This is a genomic window from Streptomyces sp. E-08, from assembly GCF_049913095.1.
GTDB lineage: Bacteria > Actinomycetota > Actinomycetes > Streptomycetales > Streptomycetaceae > Streptomyces.
In genome coordinates, this window is record NZ_CP183971.1 from 3358652 (window position 1) to 3378175 (window position 19524).

Below are 19524 nucleotides of genomic sequence, written 5' to 3' on the forward strand. Positions count from 1 at the left end.
CGCTGACGGCGATGCAGATCCGGCTGACCGTCCTCGCGCCGTACGCCGGCCACGGCTCCGGGCGCGCCTGCGACGTGCTCGTCACGGCCCCCGCCGGGACGGCCCTCTCCGCCGTGGCCTCGAACCTCGCCGCCGCCGTCACGGGACCCGACACCTCCGCCTCGGGCACCACCGTGCTCTACGCGGGCGCGGAGCGGCTCGACGGGCGGCGCTGCGTCCTCGGCGAACCCCCGCTGGTCGACGGCGCGGTCCTCTCCCTCCAGGTCCCGGGTCCGGACGACCGGGCCGACGAGACGGCCTCCGCCCGGCTGCACGTGGTGGCGGGCCCCGACGCCGGCGGTGTGCACCTGCTGCACGGCGGAGCGATCAGAATCGGCCGTTCCGTCGACGCCGACGTGCCGCTCGACGACCCGGACGTCTCCCGCTCCCACTGCACCGTGACCGTCGGCGAGGACGGCCGCGTCACGGTCGCCGACCGCGGCTCGACGAACGGGACGACGCTCGACGGCGTGCCCGTCGGCGACCGCCCGGTCACGCTCCGCCCGGGCGCGCTGCTGCGCCTCGGCGAGTCCGTCCTCCGTCTGACGGGCCCCGGCGGCGCCCCGGGAGGCACGAACGCGGTGGCGACCGCCCCGGACGGGGAGGGCCACCTCCGGGTCGCGCACGCCACGGACCTGCCGGACCGGACCGCCGTGCGTGGCGTCGTCGGACCGTCCGACGACGCCACGCACGGCGGCGCGCGCGGGATCGCCTTCGGCGAGGTCTACGACGGAGGACGCTCGGACGGCGGGCACGCGCACGCGGGAGACCCGCACGACGCGTACTCCGGCCGGGACGACGGCGAGGCGCACGCGAGAACCCGGGACACCGACCGGACCCGCGGCCGGGGGGATGCGCCGCCTCCCGCCCCGCCCGCCCGCGGTGGCGGCCGCCGCGGGCTCGGCGCATGGGCCCGGCGTCTGGCCGGCGGCCGCGAGGAGCTCCCTGCCGACGACGTCCACGCCTCCCCCTCCGCCCCGGACACGCACGCCGGCATCCGGCCCGGCCCCGGTGCCCGGGACGGCGCCCCCGGCCCCGCACCGGCCCCCGACACCTGGCCCGACCCGGCCACCGTCCTGCTCACCGCCCTCGGTCCGGGCCCCCGGCTCTGGGAGCGGGGCCAGGACCATCCCGAGGCCCTCGTGGTCCGGCTCGGCACGACGGACCGCGCCGACCTCTCCGGCGTGCCCGTCACCGTCGGCCTCCGCGAAGCCGGTTCCCTCGGCCTCGCGGGCCCCGGCGACCGGCTCACCGGGCTCGCGCGCTCGGTCGTGGCCCAGCTCGCCGCCCTGCACTCCCCCTCCGACCTGGAGATCGTGCTCATCAGCGCCGACCGGAACCGCTCCCTGGAGGAGCGGCGCCGCGCCTGGGGCTGGCTCGGCTGGCTCCCGCACGTCCGCCCGGCCCACGGCCAGGACTGCCGGCTGCTCCTGGCGTACGACCGCGAGCAGGCCCAGGCCCGTACGGCCGAGCTGACCCGCCGGCTCGACGACGGCCCGCTCGGACCCGGCTGGCCCAGCGCCGACCGCGCGTCCGTCGCCGGGGCCGCCGCCCGCCACGACGGGCCGACGACGGTCGTCATCGTCGACGGCGACCCCGGATCGGCGGCCCTGCGCGAGACGGTCGCGCGCCTCGCCGGCGTGGGCGCCGCCGCCGGCATCCACCTCCTGTGCCTCGCCGAGGCCCCCTCCACCACCCCGGACTCACCGGTGGCCGCCACCTACGAGGCCGCGTGCGCCGCGTCCCTCGCCTTCCGCGAGTGCGGGGCCGCCGCGCTCCTCAGCGGTGACGTGGCGACGGCGCTGCGGCTGCTGCGGACGTCCGGCGGGCGGCTCGCGGGCCACGGCACCGTCGGCGTCGTCGACGCGGTGTCCGTCGCCTGGGCCGAGCGCTTCGGCCGGGCCCTCGCCCCGCTGCGCCCCGAGACGGCGGCGGCGCCGCACGGCAGGGCCGCCGCGCTGCCCCCGTCGGCCCGCCTGCTCGACGAGCTCGGGCTCGCCCGGGCCACCCCCGCCTCCCTGATGGCCCGCTGGGCCTCCGCCGGGGACGGCACCGCCGTCCTGGGCGCGGGCCCGCGCGGACCGCTGGCCGTCGACCTGACCCAGGAGGGCCCGCACCTCCTGATCGAGGGCCCGGCGGGCAGCGGACGCACGGAGCTGCTCCGCTCGATCGCCGCCTCGCTCGCGGCGGGCGGCCGCCCGGACCGGCTCGGCCTGCTCCTCGTGGACGGCGCGGGCGGCGAGCGCGGCGAGGGCCTCGCGGTCTGTACGGAGCTGCCGCACGTCACCGAGCACCTGGTCGCCTCGGACCCGGTACGGATGCGGGAGTTCGCGCAGGCGCTCGGCGCCGAGCTGAAGCGCAGGGCCGAGCTCCTGGGCGACGGGCACTTCGCAGACCGCCGGTCGGCGGCGCGCGCCGCCGACCGGCTGATCGGGCAGCGCGCCCCGAGCGCGGCGGAGTCCCTGCCGCAGGGCGCCCGCGCGAGCGTCCGCGTCCCGGACACCGGCGAGCTCTCCGACCGTCCGAGCAGCCGCACGCTGCGCACGGGCGACGGCACGATCGGCTCGCTCCCGAGCAGCCGCAGCGGCAGGACGCAGGACGGCACCCTGAACGACCGCCCGAGCGGCCGGGTCCCGTACCCAGGCGCGGAGGACGTGACCGGGCGCACGAGCGGCCGGGTGCCGTACCCGGGCGCGGGTGACCTCGGCGCTCGCCCGAGCAGCCGCACCCTCCGCACCGGCGACGGCGACCTCACGGCCCACCCGAGCGGCCGAACCCCCCACCCGGGCGCGAACGACGTGACGGGCCGCCCGAGCGGCCGAGTGCCGTACCCGGGCGCGGACGACGTCACGGGCCGCCCCAGCGGACGGGTCCCGTACGCCGGCGCGGACGACGTGACCGGCCGCCCCAGCGGGCGCGTCCCCCACCCCGGCGGCGAGGACATCACCGGCCGCTCCAGCGGACGGATGCCGTACCCCGGCGCGGACGACGTGACCGGCCGCCCGAGCGCCCGCGTCCCGTACCCGAGCGCCGGCGACCTCCAGGACCACCCCAGCGGACGCGTTCCCCGGACCGGCGACCTCACCGACCACCCCAGCGGGCGCGTCCAACGGTCCGGCGACCTCACCGACCACCCCAGCGGGCGCGTCCAGCGGGCCGGTGGGGACGGGTTCCTGGCCGATACGCCCAGTGGGCGGCTGCCCCGGCGGGACGGCGGGGGTCTCGACGACCGTCCCAGCAGCCGCACCCTCCGTACGGGCGACGACGCGGCCGGGGGCCGGATTCCGCGGCCCGCCTCCGGGGAGCAGGCTCCCGCGAGGGTCTCGGGTGCCGGGCATCTGCCGCGGCTCGTCGTCCTCGTCGACGACTTCGACGCCCTGGTCGCCCCCGCGCTCGGCGCGAGCGGCCGGCCGGCCGCCGGCTCCGTCGTACGGGCCCTGGAGGCCGTCGCGCGGAACGGCGAGCGGCTCGGGGTGCACCTCGTCGCGACCTCGTCCCGCCCCGACCGCACGTCCGACACGGAGCTGGCCCACGGGGCCCGGCTGCGGATCGTGCTGGACGCGCCCCCGGCGGCGGGCCCGGACGTGCCGGCGGCCGGGCGGGGCCGCCTCGGGCATCCGGACGGCCGGGTGACCCCCTTCCAGGCGGGTCGCGTGACGGGCCGGATCCCCCGGACGGCGACGCTCCGCCCGACGGTCGTCCCGCTGGAGTGGGAGCGGATGGGCGACCCGCCCACCCGCCGCCCGGTCCGTGAGCTGGGCAACGGCCCGACGGACCTGGCCCTCCTGGCGAGCGCGCTGGACCGGGCGGCGCGCTCGGTCGAGGCGACGCCCGTGCCCCCGCTCACCCCGGCCGCGCACGGCTGACGGCACGTCACGAGGGCGTCACGATCGCCCTCTTGACGCCGAAGGCGGTATTGCGGGGCTCCGCGGCCCGGCGTAGACCTGTCGGACGGACAGTGAAACGCACGGGAGAGACGGGGCAGCGATGCGCACAACTCTTCGTCCACGTAAAGCCGTTGTGAGCGTCACAGCACTCACGGCGCTGGCCGCACTCGCCCTCGCGGGCTGCGGCGGCGGGGCCGACAAGGACAAGGGAGAGCCCGCGCCCGACCGCGAACTCTCCCTCAAGGGCGAGAAGATCGAGGTCGCCGCCGTCTGGACGGGCCCCGAGCAGGAGAACTTCACCAAGGTCCTGAAGGAGTTCGAGAAGCGCACGGGCGCGACGGTCACCTTCGTGCCCGCGCAGGACCCGATCGTGAACTTCCTCGGCACGAAGATCGCCGGCGGCTCCCCGCCCGACGTGGCGATGCTGCCGCAGGTGGGCGCGATCCAGCAGGCCGCCGCCCAGAAGTGGCTGAAGCCGGCCGGGCCGGAGGCGAAGGCGCAGCTGGCGGCGAACTACTCGCGCGGCTGGCAGGAGCTGGGCGCGGTGGACGGCACCCAGTACGGGGTCTACTTCAAGGCCGCGAACAAGTCCCTCGTCTGGTACAACACCGCCGTCTTCGAGAACGCGGGCGCCTCCGAGCCGAAGACCTGGAAGGACTTCCTCGGCACCGCGGAGACGATCTCGGCCTCCGGCGTGACCCCGGTGTCGGTCGGCGGCGCGGACGGCTGGACCCTCACCGACTGGTTCGAGAACGTCTATCTCTCCCAGGCCGGCCCGGCCAGGTACGACCAGCTGGCGAAGCACGAGATCAAGTGGACGGACCCGTCCGTCACCGCCGCCCTGAAGACGCTCGCCGAGCTCTTCGGCAAGCCGTCGCTGATCGCGGGCGGCGCGAGCGGCGCGCTGCAGACGGAGTACCCGGCCTCGGTCACGCAGACCTTCACGGGCGGCGACCAGCCCAAGGGGGCGATGGTCTTCGAGGGCGACTTCGCCGCCGTCAACATCGCCCAGACCAAGGCGGAGATCGGGAAGGACGCGAAGGTGTTCCCCTTCCCGAAGGTGGGCGACGCCGGCACCTCGCCGGTGGTGACGGCCGGGGACGCGGCCGTGGCCCTGAAGGACACCAAGGGCGCTCAGGCGCTGCTCGCCTTCCTCGCCTCCCCGGACGCGGCGAAGATCTGGGCGGCCGAGGGCGGGTTCCTCTCCCCGAACAAGAACCTGGACCCGGCGGCGTACCCGAACGACGTCCAGCGCGAGATCGCCAAGGCGCTCATCGGCGCCGGCGACGACTTCCGCTTCGACATGTCGGACCAGATGCCGCAGTCCTTCGGCGGGACGCCGGGCAAGGGCGAGTGGAAGGCGCTCCAGGACTTCCTGAAGAACCCGAAGGACGTCACCGGGACCCAGGCGCGCCTGGAGGCGGACGCGGCGAAGGCGTACCGGTCCGCCGCGAAGGGCTAGGCCTCCCGATGCCGCGGACCACCGGCAGGAGCAGGACCGTGGCGGCGGGGTTCCTGCTCCCCGCCCTGCTCCTGCTCGGCGCGCTCGTCGCCTACCCGATCGGGTACTCCGTCCGGCGCTCGCTCTTCGACCGTTCCGGCGACTCCTTCGTCGGCCTCGACAACTACCTCGCGCTCTTCACCGACGACTCGCTCCGCACGGCGGTCCGCAACAACCTGATCTGGCTGGTCGTGGCCCCCCTGGTGGCCACCGCGCTCGGTCTGGTCTTCGCCGTGCTCACCGAGCGGGTGCGCTGGGGGACGGCGTTCAAGCTCGTCGTCTTCATGCCGATGGCGATCTCGATGCTCGCCGCCGGGATCATCTTCCGGCTGGTCTACGAGCAGGACCCGGACCGGGGGGTCGCCAACGCCGTCTGGGTCGGGGTCCACGACACCTTCGCCGAGTCCTCCGGCTTCCCGCGGGCCCGGCCGCTGCCCGTGCACCCGCTGAAGGAGGCCGGTGGCGGCGCGTATGTCACGAAGGAGCCGGTACGGGCGGGGGTGCCGGTGCTGTTGCCGCTGGTCGGGGTGGCACCGGGGCAGATGCCGCAGGACGCCCGCCCGGCGCACGCGCCGGCCGGCAGCGGCACGGACATCACCGGAACGGCCTGGCTGGACTTCACCCGGGGCGGCGGCGGGAAGCCGAACGTCGTCGACCCGGAGGAAATGGGCCTGAAGGGGCTGCGGATCGAGGTGGTCCGGGACGGGAAGGTGGTCGCCACGGCCACGGCGGCGGCCGACGGCAGCTTCGCCCTGCCCGCCGACCGCGCCGACGGAGCGGTGCTCCGCCTCCCCGCGAGCAACTTCAGGGAGCAGTACAACGGCGTGGAGTGGCTGGGCCCGACGCTCGTCACCCCGGCCGTGATCGGGGCGTACGTGTGGATGTGGGCCGGGTTCGCGATGGTCCTGATCGGCGCCGGGCTCGCGGCCGTACCGCGCGAACTCCTGGAGGCGGCGCGGATGGACGGGGCGAACGAGTGGCAGGTGTTCCGACGGATCACGGTGCCGCTGCTCGCGCCGGTCCTCGTGGTCGTGCTCGTCACGCTGATGATCAACGTGCTCAAGGTGTTCGACCTGGTCTTCGTCATCGCGCCGGGCTCCGCGCAGGACGACGCGAACGTGCTGGCGCTCCAGCTGTACCGCTCGTCGTTCGGCACGGACGCGGACCTCGGGGTCGGCTCGGCCATCTCGGTCGTCCTGCTCCTTCTCGTGCTGCCGGTGATGGTGGTCAACATCCGCCGCATCCGAAGGGAGTCCCGCCGATGAGGGGCCTCGTCTCCCGCCTCGCGGCCCGTACGACGGGGGGCGCCGTCCGGGTGTTCCTCCTCGTCGCGGGCCTGTTCTGGCTGCTGCCGACCATCGGGCTGCTGGTGTCCTCGCTCCGCTCGCCGTCCGACATCGCGGCGAGCGGCTGGTGGCAGGTGTTCACGGCCCCGACCCGGCTGACCACCGAGAACTACGCGCATCTCCTCGCGAACGACACGATCACCGGCTCGCTGCTCTCCACCGTCCTGATCACGGTCCCGGCCACCCTGCTCGTCCTCGTCATCGGCTCGCTCGCCGGATACGCCTTCGCGTGGCTGGAGTTCCCGGGCCGGGACTGGTGGTTCCTGGGTGTGGTCGCGCTCCTCGTGGTGCCGGTGCAGGTGGCCCTGGTCCCGGTGTCGAAGCTCTTCGGCGCGGTCGGGCTCTTCGAGACCACCCTCGGGGTGGTGCTCTTCCACACGGCGTTCGGGCTGCCGTTCGCGATCTTCCTGCTGCGGAACTTCTTCGCGGAGATCCCGCGCGAGCTCCTGGAGGCGGCGCGGCTCGACGGGGCGGGCGAGATCCGTCTCTTCGCGCGCGTGGTGCTGCCGCTCGGCGGTCCGGCGATCGCCTCGCTGGGGATCTTCCAGTTCCTGTGGGTGTGGAACGACATGCTGATCGCGCTGATCTTCGCGGACTCGCAGTCGCCGCCGATCACGGTGGCGCTCCAGCAGCAGGTGCGCCAGTTCGGCAACAACGTGGACGTGCTGGCACCGGGGGCGTTCGTGTCGATGGTGGTGCCGCTGGTGGTGTTCTTCGCGTTCCAGCGGCAGTTCGCGTCGGGCGTGATGGCGGGGGCGGTGAAGTAGCCGGCGGGGGCCCCGGGCCGGAGGCGGCCCGCGGCCGTCAGGCCTTGAGCGCCGCGACCGCCGCGCGCGCGAGCTCGTCCACGTACCCCTTGGGCAGGGGCGTACGGACGACGACGAGGCGCCAGTAGAGCGGGCCGACGGCCAGGTCGAGGGCCTTGCCCGGGTCGGTGCCCCCGGGGAGTTCGCCGCGCGCGACGGCCTCGCGCACGACCTGGGTCATGACGCCCTGCTGCCCGTCGAGGAGCACGGCCTTCACGGTCTCGGCGATCTCGGGGTGCCGGGCGGCCTCGACGAGCAGGTCCGGGATGACCTGCGAGGCGACCGGGTGGCGCAGGGCGTGCGAGGCCACTTCGAGGAGCGCGCGCACGTCCCCGTACAGGGAGCCGCTGGCGGGTGCCGGCAGGCCCTGGGCGGCGAAGGCCCCGACGAGGTCGAGGACGAGGGACAGCTTGGACTTCCAGCGCCGGTAGACGGCGGTCTTGCCGACTCCCGCGCGGCGCGCGATGCCCTCGATGGACATCCGGGCGTAGCCGACGGCCGCGAGCTCCTCGAAGACGGCGGCGCGGATGGCCTCGGTCACGTCCTCGCGGAGCACGGCTGCTCCGGCGGGGGTTCGGCGGGGGGTCGGGGCGGTCATGAACGGCATCCTAACCAACGGCGATGCCCCGGGGTCGTCACGACGAGACGGTTGCGTTCCGACGTACCTCGTCCTAACCTCCCCGTAGCGACGATACGGACCCGTTCCGTCGCCGACGACAGCACGCGCCCCGCACCCCCGTCGAAAGCACCCGCCTGTGACCACGACCCTCGCCCCGCCCGTGCGGCGGGACGCCCCCGCGGAGGACCTCGGTGCCCTCGCCAGCCGCCACGGCCTGAGCGTCAGCGGCGCCCGCCCCTCGCTCCGCGTCTACGTGCGGCAGCTCTGGTCCCGCCGCGACTTCATCGCCGCCTTCGCGACCGCCCGGCTCACCGCCCAGTTCAGCCAGGCGCGCCTGGGCCAGGTCTGGCAGGTGATGACCCCGCTGCTCAACGCGGCCGTGTACTACCTGATCTTCGGCGTCATCATGGACGCGAAGAACGGCGTGCCCGACTACGTCCCCTTCCTGATGACCGGCATCTTCGTGTGGACCTTCACGGCCAACACGGCACTGGCCGGCACCCGGGCGATCAGCGGCAACCTGGGCCTGGTCCGCGCCCTGCACTTCCCGCGCGCGAGCCTGCCGATCTCGCTCGCGATCCAGCAGCTCCAGCAGCTGCTGTTCTCGCTCGCCGCGCTCGTCGTGCTGCTGGCCTTCTTCGGCGAGTTCCCGACCTGGAGCTGGCTGCTCGCCGTACCGGCGCTGTTCCTCCAGGCGCTGTTCAGCACGGGCGTGGCGCTGGTACTGGCCCGGGTCGCGGCCCGCACCCCGGACGTCAGCCAGCTGATGCCGTTCGTGCTCCGCACCTGGATGTACGCGTCGGGCGCCATGTTCTCCATCCAGAACCTGGCGGGCAGCGGGCGCTTCCCCGAGGCCGTCGTGCTGGCCCTCCAGTGCAACCCGGCCGCGGTCTACATCGACCTCATGCGCTTCGCGCTGATCGGGAGCTTCACGGCGGCGCAGCTGCCGCCGCACGTGTGGGCGCTCGCAGCCGGCTGGGCCGTGCTGGCCTTCGCGGGCGGTTTCGTCTGGTTCTGGAAGGCGGAGGAGACGTACGGCCGTGGCTGAGACACCCCTGACCCCCACCGTCGTCGCCGACGGGGTCCACGTCACGTACACCGTCCACGGCGGGCACCCGGGCGGCCGGGGCGGGGCCACCGCCGCGCTGGGCCGGATCGTGCGCCGCCGGCCGGCTCCGGCCGCCCGCCGGGTGCACGCCGTGAAGGGCGTCAGTTTCGTGGCTCACCGGGGCGAGGCGATCGGCCTGATCGGTTCGAACGGGAGCGGGAAGTCCACCCTCCTGAAGGCCGTCGCGGGCCTCCAGCCCGTCGACCGGGGATCGATCTACACCCACGGACAGCCCTCCCTCCTCGGCGTCAACGCGGCCCTGATGGACGATCTGACCGGCGAGCGGAACGTGATCCTGGGCGGCCTCGCGATGGGCATGAGCCGCACGGAGGTCCGCGAGCGCTACGACGGGATCGTCGACTTCTCCGGGATCAACGAGAAGGACGACGCGATCTCCCGCCCGATGCGGACGTACTCCTCCGGGATGGGCGCCCGGCTGCGCTTCTCCATCGCCGCCGCCAAGAGCCACGACGTGCTCCTGATCGACGAGGCGCTGTCGACCGGCGACGCGCGTTTCCGTCGCCGCAGCCGGCAGCGCATCGACGAGCTGCGGGCGGAGGCGGGGACCGTCTTCCTGGTCAGCCACTCGAACTCGACGATCACGGAGACCTGCGAGCGGGCGCTGTGGCTGGAGAGCGGAACGCTGCGGATGGACGGCCCGGCGAAGGAGGTCGTCGCGGCGTACGAGGAGTTCACGGCCCGGCCGGGAGCGAAGGAAACGAACAAATAAGACATTGAGGGCTAAAGTGCGGTGAGATGACGCACGATCACCCGCAGCCCGACCCCCTCCGGCCGCCGACCCCGTCCAGGAGCGAGGCCCCCGACCTCACCAGGTCCCCCTTCGACTCGGACACCTTCACCTCCGCCACGTTCGTCACCGTCGGCCGCGGCCCCTACCTCGCCCTCGCCACCGTGTGGCTCCTCACCCGGGCCGGGATGCTCCTGCTCCTGGCCCGCGACGACCTCGGCATCGGCGGGGTGGGCCGCGAGGTGGGCCTCTACCAGTACTGGTACGGGAAGTTCGCCGAGGGCACCTTCCCGCCCGGCGACGTCACCTGGCAGTACCCGCCCGGCGCGGGACTCGTGATCATGTCGCCGGGCGTCCTCCCCTGGCTCAGCTACTTCCAGGCGTTCGTCACCCTCACCCTCCTCGCCGACGCCGTCGTCACGCTCGCCCTCGCCCGCGCCGACAGCGCCCGCCTCACCCACGGCGCCTGGATCTGGGTCGGCGGCCTCCCCCTCCTCCTCCACCTCCCGCTCGCCCGGTACGACGTCCAGACCACCGCCCTCGCCGTCCTCGCCCTCCTCGCCCTGGGCGCCCGCCGCACCGCCGCCCACCAGCTCGGCGGCGCGCTCGCCGGGATCGGCGCGATGGTCAAGGTGTGGCCGGCACTCGCCCTGATCGGCACGCCCCGGGGCCGTACCACCCGCGAGGCCTGGACCGCCGCGGCCGTCACCGCCCTCGCGCTCCTCGCCACCCTCGCGCTCTTCTTCTCCGACGCGCTGGGCTTCCTGCGCCAGCAGGGCAGCCGCGGCATCCAGATCGAGTCCCTGGGCGGCACCGCCCTCGCGGTGGCCCGCGCCACCGGCGCCTGGCCGGGCAGGGTCGAGTTCCGCTACGGCGCCTTCGAGTACACCGGCCCGTACGTCTCCAGCATCGGGCACCTCGCCCTGCTGCTCACCGTCGTCGCCTTCGGCTGGCTGCTCCTGTGGCGCCTCGCGGCACACCGCTGGACCCCCGCCACCCCGCTCGACGCGGCTCTCGCCGCCGTCCTGCTCTTCACCGTCACCAGCCGGGTGATCAGTCCCCAGTACATGATCTGGCTGCTCGGCCTCGCCGCCGTCTGCCTGACCTCCCGCCACACCGTGATGCGGCCGGTCGCCCTGCTGCTCCTCCCCGCCGCCGCCCTCAGCTCCCTCGCGTACCCCGTCCTCTACGACGAGGTCGTCGCCGGCACCCCCACCGGCCTGACCGTCATGGTCCTCCGCAACGGCCTGCTCCTCGCGGCCGCCCTGCTCGCCGCCCGCCGCCTGTGGACCTCGACCACCGGCGGACCCCCGGCCGCCTGAACCCGCCGGCCGGACGCACGGGAAAGGGCCCCGCCGGAACACCGGCGGGGCCCTTCCTCGAGGAACGACTAGCTGTGCGAACGGAGCAGCGTCCGCATCGTCCGCATCGCCACCGACAGGTTCGCCAGGTCGAAGGTGTCCGAGCCCTGGATCTCCTCCAGGGTCGTCCGCGCGCGGCCCAGGATCGCCGCGTTCTTCTCCTCCCAGGCCTTGAACCGCTCCTCGGGGCTCGTCGTGCCGTTGCCGACCGTCAGGACGTCGGCGGTCAGCGCCGCGTGCGCCGCGAAGAGGTCCTCGCGGATCGAGGCACGGGCCATCGACTGCCACCGGTCACTGCGCGGCAGCTCGATGATGCGGTCCATCAGGTCCGTGATCCGCAGCCGGTCGGCCAGGTCGTAGTAGACCTCGGCGACCGCGAGCGGCTCCTTGCCCGTCCGGTCCGCGATCGCGACGATGTCGAGCGTCGGGAAGGCGGAGGAGAAGCCGGCGACCCGCAGCGCGAGCTCCTCCGGCACACCGACCTCGGTCAGCTCGGCCAGGATCGACTTGTACCACTCCAGGTCCGAGCCGCGCAGCAGCTGCGGCAGCTGGGCCCAGACCTCCTCGACGCGGTCGGCGAAGAACTCGATGGTCTCGGTGAGCTGGAGCGGCTGCGGCCGGTTGTTGAGCAGCCAGCGCGTGCCGCGCTCGACGAGCCGGCGGGAGTGCAGGCGCATCCGGGTCTGGACGTCGGCGGGGACCTGGTTGTCGAGGGCCTCGACGGCGTCCCAGACCTGGCCGAGGCGGAAGACGATCCGGGCGGCGGTCTGCGCGCGGACGATCTCCTCGATCGACGCGCCGCTCTCCTCGCGGAGGCGGTGCAGGAAGGTCGAGCCACCGGTGTTGACGGTGTCGTTGACCAGCACCGTGGTGATGATCTCGCGGCGCAGGGCGTGGCTGTCGACGGCCTCGGTGAACTTCTCGCGCAGCAGCGTCGGGAAGTACGCGTGGAGCAGCCCGCGCAGGTACGGGTCGTCCGGCAGCTCCGTACCGATCAGCTCGTCGGCCACCGTGATCTTGGTGTACGCGAGGAGGACGGCGAGTTCGGGCTGGCTCAGGCCCCGGCTGTTGTTGAGGAGCTCGCGGATCTGCCGGTCGTTGGGCAGGAACTCCAAGTTCCGGTCGAGGGCCCCGTCGCGGCCCAGGCGGCGCATGAACCGCTGGTGGGCGTGGAGCAGGGACGGCGACTGGGCGACGGCGTTGGCCAGGGCGGTGTTCTGCGCGTAGTTGTTGCGCAGGACGAGCGCGCCGACCTCGTCCGTCATCTCGGCGAGGATCTTGTTGCGCTGCTTGACGGTCATGTCGCCCTCGGCGACGAGCCCGTTGAGCAGGATCTTGATGTTGACCTCGTGGTCGGAGGTGTCGACGCCGGCGCTGTTGTCGATCGCGTCGGTGTTGACCTTGCCGCCTTGGCCCTCGGGGCCGCCGATGCGGGCGAACTCGATGCGGCCGAGCTGGGTCGCGCCGAGGTTGCCGCCCTCGCCGATGACCTGGGCGCGGACGTCCTGGCCATCGACGCGGATGGCGTCGTTGGCCTTGTCGCCGACGTCGGCGTTGGACTCGGCCGAGGACTTCACGTACGTGCCGATGCCGCCGTTCCACAGCAGGTCGACGGGCGACTGGAGGATCGCCTTCATCAGCTCGGCCGGGGTCAGCTTGGTGACGCCGGCCTCGATGCCGAGGGCGGCCCGGACCTGCGCGTTGACCGGGATGGACTTGGCGGTACGGGGGTGGATGCCGCCGCCCGCCGAGAGCAGCGAGGTGTCGTAGTCCGCCCACGAGGACCGCGGCAGGTCGAAGAGCCGGCGGCGCTCGGCGTACGAGACGGCCGCGTCCGGGTTCGGGTCGATGAAGATGTGGCGGTGGTCGAAGGCGGCGACCAGGCGGATGTGCTCGGAGAGCAGCATGCCGTTGCCGAAGACGTCGCCGGACATGTCGCCGACGCCGACGACGGTGAAGTCCTCGGTCTGGGTGTCGTGGCCCAGCTCGCGGAAGTGCCGCTTGACGGACTCCCAGGCGCCGCGGGCGGTGATGCCCATGCCCTTGTGGTCGTAGCCGGCGGAGCCGCCGGAGGCGAACGCGTCGCCGAGCCAGAAGCCGTACGACTCCGCGACGCCGTTGGCGATGTCGGAGAAGGTGGCGGTGCCCTTGTCGGCGGCGACCACGAGGTACGTGTCGTCCTCGTCGTGGCGGACCACGTCGACCGGCGGCACGACCTCGCCCGCGACCAGGTTGTCGGTGATGTCGAGCAGCGCCGAGATGAACGTCTTGTACGAGGCGATGCCCTCGGCCATCCAGGCGTCGCGGTCCACCGAAGGGTCCGGGAGCTGCTTGGCGACGAAGCCGCCCTTGGCGCCGACCGGCACGATGACGGTGTTCTTCACCATCTGGGCCTTGACCAGGCCGAGGATCTCCGTACGGAAGTCCTCCCGGCGGTCGGACCAGCGCAGACCGCCTCGGGCGACCTTGCCGAAGCGCAGGTGGACGCCCTCGACGCGCGGGGAGTACACCCAGATCTCGAAGGCCGGGCGCGGGGCCGGCAGGTCCGGGATGGCCTGCGGGTCGAACTTCATCGACACGTAGGAGTGCGGCTTGCCGTCCGCCGTGGTCTGGAAGAAGTTGGTACGCAGCGTCGCCGTGATGACGGTGAGGAAGGACCGCAGGATCCGGTCCTCGTCCAGGCTCGCGACCTGGTCGAGGGCGGCGTCCAGCTCTTCGAGGAGCGCGTCGATCAGCTCGGTGCCGGCGCGCTGGCGCTCCGGGGCCATGCGGGCCTCGAAGAGGTTGACCAGCAGCCGGGTGGTGTGGACGTTGTTGCGGAGGGTGTCCTCCATGTAGTCCTGGCTGAAGGTCGAACCGGCCTGGCGCAGGTACTTGGCGTAGGCGCGGAGCACCATCGCCTCGCGCCAGTTGAGCCCGGCGGACAGGACGAGCGAGTTGAAGTTGTCGTTCTCGGCCTCGCCCGTCCAGGTGGCGGCGAAGGCCTCCTGGAAGCGCTCGCGGGCGTCGTCGGCGAGGTAGTCGCCGCCGTTGCCCGTGGTGACCGGCATCCGCAGACCGAAGTCGTAGATCCAGGCGTGGGTGCGGTCGGCGCAGCGCAGCTCGTACGGGCGCTCGTCGGTGACCTCGACGCCGAGCCGGTTGAGGACCGGCAGCACGGCGGAGAGGGAGATCTGCTCACCCGTCTTGTAGATCTTGAAGCGGCGCTCGCCGGGGCCGGCGACGACCGGCTCGTACAGGGAGAGCGCGAAGTCCTTGCCGCTGCTGGTGAGGGCCTCCAGGTGGACCAGGTCGGCGACGGCCGCGCGCGGCGAGTGGTCGGCCTTGTAGCCCTCGGGGAAGGCGTTGCCGTAGCGGCGCAGCAGCTCGGCGGCGCGCTCCTCGCCGCACTCGGCGTTGAGGGCCTCGCCGAAGCCGTCGGACCAGGAGCGGGCGGCCTCGACGAGCCGGGTCTCGATGCGGTCGACGTCGGCGTCGGTGAGCTTGGCCAGCTCGGTGCCGGGCTTGACGCGGACGACGAAGTGCAGCCGGGAGAGGATCGACTCGGTGTTCCAGGCGGTGAAGTCGACGCTGGTGCCGTCGAGCTCCTCCTTCAGGATGTCGATGAGCCGCAGCCGGACGCGGGTCGTGTAGCGGTCGCGCGGCAGGTAGACGAGGGCCGAGTAGTAGCGGCCGTACTCGTCCTGGCGCAGGTAGAGCCGCAGCCGGCGCCGCTCCTGGAGGTACAGGACGCTGGTGACGATGGACTGGAGCTGGTCGACCGGGGTCTGGAAGAGCTCGTCGCGCGGGTAGGTCTCCAGGATCTGGAGCAGGTCGCGGCCGTCGTGGCTGTTCGGCGAGAAGCCGGCGCCCGCGAGGACCTCCTGGACCTTGCGCTTGACGACGGGGACCCGGCGGACGGACTCGGTGTAGGCCGCGGACGAGAAGAGCCCGAGGAAGCGGCGCTCGCCGATGACGTTGCCGTCGGCGTCGAACTTCTTCACACCGACGTAGTCGAGGTACGAGGGGCGGTGCACGGTCGCCCGGCTGTTCGCCTTCGTCAGGATCAGCAGCTTGTGCTCGCGGGCCTTGGCGCGGGCGTCGGCGGGCAGCCGGCTGAAGGAGGGCGAGACGGGGTGGGCGTGGTGGCCCTGGTCGTCGGCGCCGTGCAGCGGGTCGGAGCGCAGGATGCCGAGGCCGGTGCCGGGCACGGCGGACAGGGCGTCGCCGTTGACCAGCTCGTACTCGCGGTAGCCGAGGAAGGTGAAGTGGTCGTCGGAGAGCCAGCGCAGCAGCTCCTGGGCCTCTTCGACCTCGGTGGGCCGCAGGTCGGAGGCGGTGGGCTCGGCCGAGAGGCCGTCGGCGATGCGCAGCGCGGTCTCGCGCATCTTGTCCCAGTCCTCGACGGTCTCGCGGACGTCGGACAGGACGCGCAGCAGGTCGTTGGTGATCTGCTTGAGGTCGGCCTTGTCGGTCTCGCGGTCGATCTCGACGTGGATCCAGGACTCGGTGAGCGCGTCGTGCGGCAGCTCGCCGTGGATCTGCGCCGACAGGACCTCGATGAGCTTGCCTGCGACGTCGCGGCGGACGAGGACCTGCGGGTGGATCACGACGTGGATGCCGCGGCCCTGGCGGGACAGCTCGTTGGTGACCGAGTCGACGAGGAAGGGCATGTCGTCGGTGACGACCTCGACGACGGAGTGGCTGCTCGTCCAGCCGTTCTCCTCCACCGTCGGGGTGTGGACGCGCACGCTCGCAGTGCCCTGCGGGCGGTTCTCCGCGAGCCGGTAGTGAGAGAGCGCGGCGCCGAACACGTCGACCGGGTCGCGGTCGGCGAGGTCCTCGGGCGCGGTGTGCAGGTAGTAGCGCTGGAGGTACTCGAGCACCGTGTCCCGGTCCGGGCGCTTGCCCGCGCCCTCCGGGCCCGTCGGAAGTCGCCCCCCGACCGGGCTGTGCTCAGCTACCCGAGCGGCCCTCTCGAGCAGCTCGGCCTTGGCTTCGTCCAGCTTGGTCTGCATGTCCTCTGACTCCTGTCGCGCGCCGTTGCGTGACGTCGGTGGAAGAAAGGACACAACGCCGCGACGCGGTGATTCCGGTCGAAGTCGACGTTATGCCCGGATGAGAGATGCCCAGGTCGTTATCGGCCACGGAGCGTGGCACGCCCGGACGGAGAGGATCGGCGAACGCACGGTCGGCCCGGCCGCTGTCGCGGGCCGGGCGGCAGCCGGGGGCTTCACTGCCCCCCTGGCGTATCGCGCTGATCACGGCAAAAGCCTATCGCTCATGACCCCCGAACCGTCATGAGCCGTATGCGTACAAAAGAGCGAGGGAAGTTTGACGATATGGACAGCGACACGCGCCCTCCGGCCAAACCCCCGCGCCGGGGGCTGCGGGTGCGCGAGCATGGGCAGAGCACGACAGACCGACCATCTGTGATCTGGGAGAGCCATGGCGAAGATCCTGATCGTGACCGGGGACGCGGCGGAGTCGCTGGAGGTGATGTACCCCTACCAGCGGCTTCTGGAGGAGGGCTACGAGGTCGACATCGCGGCCCCGGCGCGCAAGACGCTCCGCTTCGTCGTCCACGACTTCGAGCCGGGCTACGACACGTACACGGAGAAGCCGGGCTACACGTGGCCCGCCGACCTGGCCTTCTCGGAGGTCGACCCGGGCGCGTACACGGCGGTGGTGATCCCGGGCGGCCGCGCGCCGGAGTACCTGCGCAACGACCCGGAGCTCCGCAAGATCCTCAAGGCCTTCTTCGACGCCGACAAGCCGGTGGCCCAGATCTGCCACGGCCCGCTTCTGACGGCCGCGATCGGCAGCCTGGAGGGCCGCCGCGTCACGGCGTACCCGGCGCTGGAGCTCGACATGCAGGCGGCGGGGGCGACGTTCCAGGACAGCGCGGCCGTGGTGGACGGCCCCCTGGTCTCGTCCCGCGCCTGGCCGGACCACCCGACCTGGATGCGCGAGTTCCTGAAGGTCCTCCGCGCGAAGGGCTGACGCACGTCGGGGCCGGGTCCGTGGGCAGACTGCCCACGGACCCGGCCCCGCGACGTTCCCGGGGGTGTCGTGCCGATCAGGCCGGACCCGCGACGTCCGATCGGCAAGCCCCTCGGACGTCCGATCGGCAAGCCCCTCCCTAGACCAGCTCCTCCGCCACGGCGACGGCCTCCGCGAGCGAGTCCACGACCGGCACCCCGACGCGCGACAGCGACGCCCGGCTGTGCGACCCGCCGGTGTACAGCACCGCCCGCGCCCCCACGTGCGCCGCCGCCAGCGCGTCGTCCGCCGCGTCGCCGATGACGACCACCCGCTCGGCGGGGACGCCCAGCGCGGCCAGGTGCCGCACCATGTGCCCGGACTTGCCGTCCGTCGAGGCGTCGACGCGCCCGTCCATGCGGACGAACCGTTCGGCGATCCCGTGCCGCCGCACGAGCGGTATCAGCTCGGCGTGCGGCGCTAGCGACAGCAGCGACTGCGTGAGCCCGGACTGCTGCCGCGCGGCGAGCAGCTCCGCCGCGCCGGTGGTGAGCCCGCAGGACTCGGCGCGCTCCCAGTAGTGCCGGTGGAAGGCCCCGTCCATGACGGTCCATTCCTCGTCCGTCGGCAGGCGCCCCATCAGCCGCTCGTAGAACTTCGGCACCGGCACCGTGTACAGATCGCGGTACCGCTCCAGCGTGATCGATTCGAGCCCGAGCTCGGCGAAAGCTGCGTTCGTCGCGCCGATCACCGCGCCGATGTCGTCGAGCAGTGTGCCGTTCCAGTCCCAGACCAGGTGTTTTCCGTGCTTCCCCATGGAGAGAGACGGTACCCGGCGGCTCAGCCGAGCAGGGAGGGGATCTCCTGCACGCCGAACCAGAGGAGCTCGTGGTCCTCGGCCCCGTCCACGACGAACTGCGCGTCGTCGTCGCCCTGGTCCGCCGCGCCCAGCGCGCCCGCCGCCGCTGTGACGTCCGCCTCGGCGTCGTCCGCGTCGGCGTGCACGGCCGCGGCCTTGGTCAGGGCTACGGCTCCGGCGATGCGGACCTCGCCGATGGAACCGGCGTCGAGCCCGCGGTCGGGGTCGACGGTCGCGTCCTTGTCCGCCACGTCGACGGCGACGACGATCCGGCGCCGGGGCGCCTCGGGGTCACCGGCGAGGAGCCGCAGGGAGGCGGAGGCGGCCCGGTTGAGCGCCGCGTACTCCAGCTCCTCGATGTCGTCGGAGACGTACCACTCGCGCAGCGCGGGGGTGACGGCGTAGGCCGTCAGCGGACCGGGGCCCAGCTCGCCCGCCTTGTGCGCCTGTGCGAGACCGGGGAGGGTCAGGGGGACGTAGACGCGCATGGCAGGCCGCTTTCGTAGACGGAGAGGCCCTCAGGATACGTGCGGAGTCCCCCTTCGGGGTGGCGGGCCGGACTCGCCGTCCGTCCACCGACGAAGGCGCCCTCCGAGTCGCCGGAGACCCGATTTTCGACCGCGTCACCCGGATAGGTGATCCGGTTTCGTCGCCGCCCCGCCGCGACGGCCTCCTTGCGGAGCCTCGAAGTCCCCCCGTACAAGATCCCCAACGAAAGTTACTCACTGGTATCACCCGGTGACGCAACGACAGGGGTCCGCCATGAACGCCACGCTCACCACCACGCCCGCCCCGCTCCCCCGGCCCCGCCCCCGCACGGCCCCCGGCGGCCCGGCCGGCACGCGCCCGCGCGGCTCCGCCGGAGCCCGCCCCCACAGCGCGGCCGGCACCCACCCCCGCACCCCGGCACAGGGCGGCCCCGTCCGCACCGCGCCCCGCACCCTCCCCCCGCACACCGTCTTCGCCGAGCGCCTGCTCGCCGTGCTCAGCGGGGAGCGGCCCGTCCACTGGATGCTCGGCCACACCGTCGGCGACGCCTACGAGCAGCTCGTCCGGCTCGCCCCGGAGACACCCCTGCGCTCGCACGGTCCCCGCCCGGTCCTGCGCCGCTGCTCGGTCCAGGTGCACTCCCCCCAGGCGGCCCTCGAAGCCTTCGCGACCATCGCCACCGGCGCCCGGCTACGGGCCATGGCGTTCCGCCTGGAGCGCGGCGAGGACCAGCGCTGGCGCTGCGCCGCCGTGGAACTGGACGGCCTCGGCACGGCCGCCCGCCACCCATGACGAAGGGG

At 73.3% G+C, this 19524-nt stretch carries 13 protein-coding genes; 9 read left to right on the forward strand and 4 right to left on the reverse strand.

What is annotated here, in order from left to right:
• Window positions 1-11 precede the first annotated feature (11 nt).
• From ACN9MM_RS15305 to ACN9MM_RS15320, 4 genes are all read left to right on the forward strand, one after another.
• Window positions 12-3905 carry an FHA domain-containing protein gene (locus tag ACN9MM_RS15305; RefSeq protein WP_426364132.1) on the forward strand — a complete coding sequence of 1298 codons (3894 nt, stop codon included), beginning with the start codon at window positions 12-14 and terminating at the stop codon, window positions 3903-3905.
• A 121-nt stretch (window positions 3906-4026) separates the two neighbouring features.
• Window positions 4027-5388, forward strand: coding sequence for an ABC transporter substrate-binding protein (locus ACN9MM_RS15310; RefSeq protein WP_426364133.1), 1362 nt, complete (start codon window positions 4027-4029; stop codon window positions 5386-5388).
• Window positions 5389-5396: 8 nt separating this feature from the next.
• On the forward strand, window positions 5397-6692 hold the full coding sequence (locus ACN9MM_RS15315) for a carbohydrate ABC transporter permease (RefSeq protein WP_426364134.1): 1296 nt from the start codon (window positions 5397-5399) through the stop codon (window positions 6690-6692).
• The gene (locus ACN9MM_RS15320; RefSeq protein WP_426364135.1) at window positions 6689-7540 is read left to right on the forward strand and encodes a carbohydrate ABC transporter permease; all 852 of its coding nucleotides are present in this window, start codon (window positions 6689-6691) and stop codon (window positions 7538-7540) included. Before ACN9MM_RS15315 ends, ACN9MM_RS15320 begins: the two co-directional genes overlap by 4 nt.
• A 37-nt stretch (window positions 7541-7577) precedes the next feature.
• Here the strand turns inward: ACN9MM_RS15320 and ACN9MM_RS15325 are convergent, their stop codons facing one another.
• A complete protein-coding gene (locus ACN9MM_RS15325) occupies window positions 7578-8177 on the reverse strand; it encodes a TetR/AcrR family transcriptional regulator (RefSeq protein ID WP_426364136.1) in 600 nt (199 codons plus the stop codon).
• A gap of 157 nt (window positions 8178-8334) precedes the next feature.
• Between ACN9MM_RS15325 and ACN9MM_RS15330 the strand changes: the two genes are divergently transcribed.
• The 3 genes from ACN9MM_RS15330 to ACN9MM_RS15340 are packed head-to-tail and all read left to right on the forward strand — an operon-like array spanning window position 8335 to window position 11376.
• Entirely contained in the window at window positions 8335-9246 is a 912-nt protein-coding gene (locus ACN9MM_RS15330) for an ABC transporter permease (protein ID WP_426364137.1), read from the forward strand.
• Entirely contained in the window at window positions 9239-10036 is a 798-nt protein-coding gene (locus ACN9MM_RS15335; protein ID WP_426364138.1) for an ABC transporter ATP-binding protein, read from the forward strand. The genes ACN9MM_RS15330 and ACN9MM_RS15335 overlap by 8 nt, the downstream gene beginning before the upstream one ends.
• 26 nt (window positions 10037-10062) lie before the next feature.
• Complete coding sequence (locus tag ACN9MM_RS15340) at window positions 10063-11376, forward strand: glycosyltransferase 87 family protein (protein ID WP_426364139.1); 1314 nt, start codon at window positions 10063-10065, stop codon at window positions 11374-11376.
• Between the two features lie 68 nt (window positions 11377-11444).
• Here ACN9MM_RS15340 and ACN9MM_RS15345 read toward each other — a convergent pair whose 3' ends face one another.
• Window positions 11445-16412 carry an NAD-glutamate dehydrogenase gene (locus tag ACN9MM_RS15345; RefSeq protein ID WP_426364140.1) on the reverse strand — a complete coding sequence of 1656 codons (4968 nt, stop codon included), beginning with the start codon at window positions 16410-16412 and terminating at the stop codon, window positions 11445-11447.
• A gap of 430 nt (window positions 16413-16842) precedes the next feature.
• Here ACN9MM_RS15345 and ACN9MM_RS15350 point away from each other — a divergent pair, with 430 nt between their 5' ends.
• On the forward strand, window positions 16843-17397 hold the full coding sequence (locus ACN9MM_RS15350; protein WP_426364141.1) for a DJ-1/PfpI family protein: 555 nt from the start codon (window positions 16843-16845) through the stop codon (window positions 17395-17397).
• Window positions 17398-17536: 139 nt separating this feature from the next.
• Here ACN9MM_RS15350 and ACN9MM_RS15355 read toward each other — a convergent pair whose 3' ends face one another.
• A complete protein-coding gene (locus ACN9MM_RS15355; RefSeq protein ID WP_426364142.1) occupies window positions 17537-18193 on the reverse strand; it encodes an HAD family hydrolase in 657 nt (218 codons plus the stop codon).
• A 23-nt stretch (window positions 18194-18216) separates the two neighbouring features.
• Window positions 18217-18723, reverse strand: a complete 507-nt coding sequence (locus ACN9MM_RS15360; protein WP_426364143.1) for a DUF6912 family protein — start codon at window positions 18721-18723, stop codon at window positions 18217-18219.
• Window positions 18724-18997: 274 nt separating this feature from the next.
• Here ACN9MM_RS15360 and ACN9MM_RS15365 point away from each other — a divergent pair, with 274 nt between their 5' ends.
• Window positions 18998-19516, forward strand: a complete 519-nt coding sequence (locus tag ACN9MM_RS15365; protein ID WP_426364144.1) for an Rv3235 family protein — start codon at window positions 18998-19000, stop codon at window positions 19514-19516.
• Window positions 19517-19524 lie beyond the last annotated feature (8 nt).

Bases quoted from the DNA above. Each gene is read 5' to 3' on its own strand.
- ACN9MM_RS15365 (WP_426364144.1), top strand. From the start codon at position 18,998: ATGAACGCCACGCTCACCACCACGCCCGCCCCGCTCCCCCGGCCCCGC.
- ACN9MM_RS15305 (WP_426364132.1), top strand. From the start codon at position 12: ATGCAGATCCGGCTGACCGTCCTCGCGCCGTACGCCGGCCACGGCTCC.
- ACN9MM_RS15360 (WP_426364143.1), bottom strand. From the start codon at position 18,723: ATGCGCGTCTACGTCCCCCTGACCCTCCCCGGTCTCGCACAGGCGCAC.
- ACN9MM_RS15325 (WP_426364136.1), bottom strand. From the start codon at position 8,177: ATGACCGCCCCGACCCCCCGCCGAACCCCCGCCGGAGCAGCCGTGCTC.
- ACN9MM_RS15355 (WP_426364142.1), bottom strand. From the start codon at position 18,193: ATGGGGAAGCACGGAAAACACCTGGTCTGGGACTGGAACGGCACACTG.
- ACN9MM_RS15320 (WP_426364135.1), top strand. From the start codon at position 6,689: ATGAGGGGCCTCGTCTCCCGCCTCGCGGCCCGTACGACGGGGGGCGCC.
- ACN9MM_RS15340 (WP_426364139.1), top strand. From the start codon at position 10,063: ATGACGCACGATCACCCGCAGCCCGACCCCCTCCGGCCGCCGACCCCG.
- ACN9MM_RS15350 (WP_426364141.1), top strand. From the start codon at position 16,843: ATGGCGAAGATCCTGATCGTGACCGGGGACGCGGCGGAGTCGCTGGAG.
- ACN9MM_RS15315 (WP_426364134.1), top strand. From the start codon at position 5,397: ATGCCGCGGACCACCGGCAGGAGCAGGACCGTGGCGGCGGGGTTCCTG.
- ACN9MM_RS15345 (WP_426364140.1), bottom strand. From the start codon at position 16,412: ATGCAGACCAAGCTGGACGAAGCCAAGGCCGAGCTGCTCGAGAGGGCC.
- ACN9MM_RS15310 (WP_426364133.1), top strand. From the start codon at position 4,027: ATGCGCACAACTCTTCGTCCACGTAAAGCCGTTGTGAGCGTCACAGCA.